At 30.8% G+C, this 1,307-nt stretch carries 1 protein-coding gene; it reads right to left on the bottom strand.

The features are described from left to right. Positions 1–360 precede the first annotated feature (360 nt). Positions 361–813 carry a hypothetical protein gene (locus F6K13_RS33635; RefSeq protein WP_124143083.1) on the bottom strand — a complete coding sequence of 151 codons (453 nt, stop codon included), beginning with the start codon at positions 811–813 and terminating at the stop codon, positions 361–363. Between the last annotated feature and the right edge of the window lie 494 nt (positions 814–1,307).

Below are 1,307 nucleotides of genomic sequence, written 5' to 3'. Positions count from 1 at the left end.
AGCCTCAAGTTACTAATATCAAAGCCCCCTTATTCTAGAGTATTTATAAATAATTCATACCTTTTATAAACTTGTAAAATATCCTTAAGAATTTCCTCTTTAATATCTTCATATTTACCACTTCGTTGTCTAATCTTCTCTAGAAACTCTTGAAATAAACTAGCCATAAATATTTTCTCATTCCCCTATTTTCTTAATCACTTGTTCCTGAAGCATCAAGCTTTTTACCTTTAAAGGTTCACTACCTGGATTTTTTTTACTTAAAGCATTAAATATTTTAGCTTGTTGATTTAATCCCTGACCAGAACATCTGCTTAAAAAGTTGGAAATAACAACTGGTAAAGCTTCATTAGTACGAAGTTATCCCACAGGAAAATCAGCAGAAATATGTGCTAAAAAAAGTCGGGTATCTTTCTCGTAAAATTTATAAAGTTCATCAGCTAAAACTTCATCTGTAATCAACCCACTTGCTTCTAACTTTTCCCTATATGGTTCCATCAAAAAAGGAAGATTTTCTTCTAAATCTGGGCTAGATAATAACGCCGTATTTTTAGCCAGAACAGAAAAACAAATTTCCATTCCCAAGATAAATTGTTCTCTTAATTCCTTTATATCGGTTCTAGCTTCAAATATTTCCTCAAGAGTTTCACGGCTCACGTTTTCTACTTTGCTAATCATTTCGTCTAGTTTAGCTTCACGGTTTTCTATTTGTTCATCTTCATAGAGACTAAGAACACCTTCAAAAAGAGGTGCTAGAGGACCAGCAAATACACGACCTGCTTTAGCTGAAGCTTTCAGATAGTTTTTTGCCATTTTATTGAAGTACCAGATTATTTTTTTTTATTGAACATGAATAGAAAAATCTACTCTTTATCCTTTAGTCCTAAAAGACTATAGATATACAATACCTAAGCTTGAATTCTTGCTTCTCCCATACTGTATTGATTTGTTAGTGGCAATACTTATATATCATTTATATCATTTGATAAATTACCAATTCCAGATAACCTATAATGAATCAAATTTGAACAGAAAATTAAACGAATGATTTTTTCATTCATTGGGTGCATCTAAATTTTGAATAAAGCCAAAAATTTATTGCTTTTAAGGAAAAAGCAATAGGCAACAGGCAATAGAAAAAAAGTATTTTTACAAATATCTAAGATGCATCCTATTAATTAAAAAGCTGAGAGCTGATAGCTAATACCTAAATGCTTACAAATAATTTTTCATTCCTTAAAAATATGAGAGCTGACTGCTAATAGCTGAATGTTTATAAACGCCGTAAAACAACAATTGAACGTTCC

This window comes from Okeania sp. SIO2B9, from assembly GCF_010672505.1.
In the GTDB taxonomy this organism is placed as follows: Bacteria; Cyanobacteriota; Cyanobacteriia; order Cyanobacteriales; family Microcoleaceae; genus Okeania; species Okeania hirsuta.
This window is presented reverse-complemented; position numbering and strand designations above follow the sequence as displayed.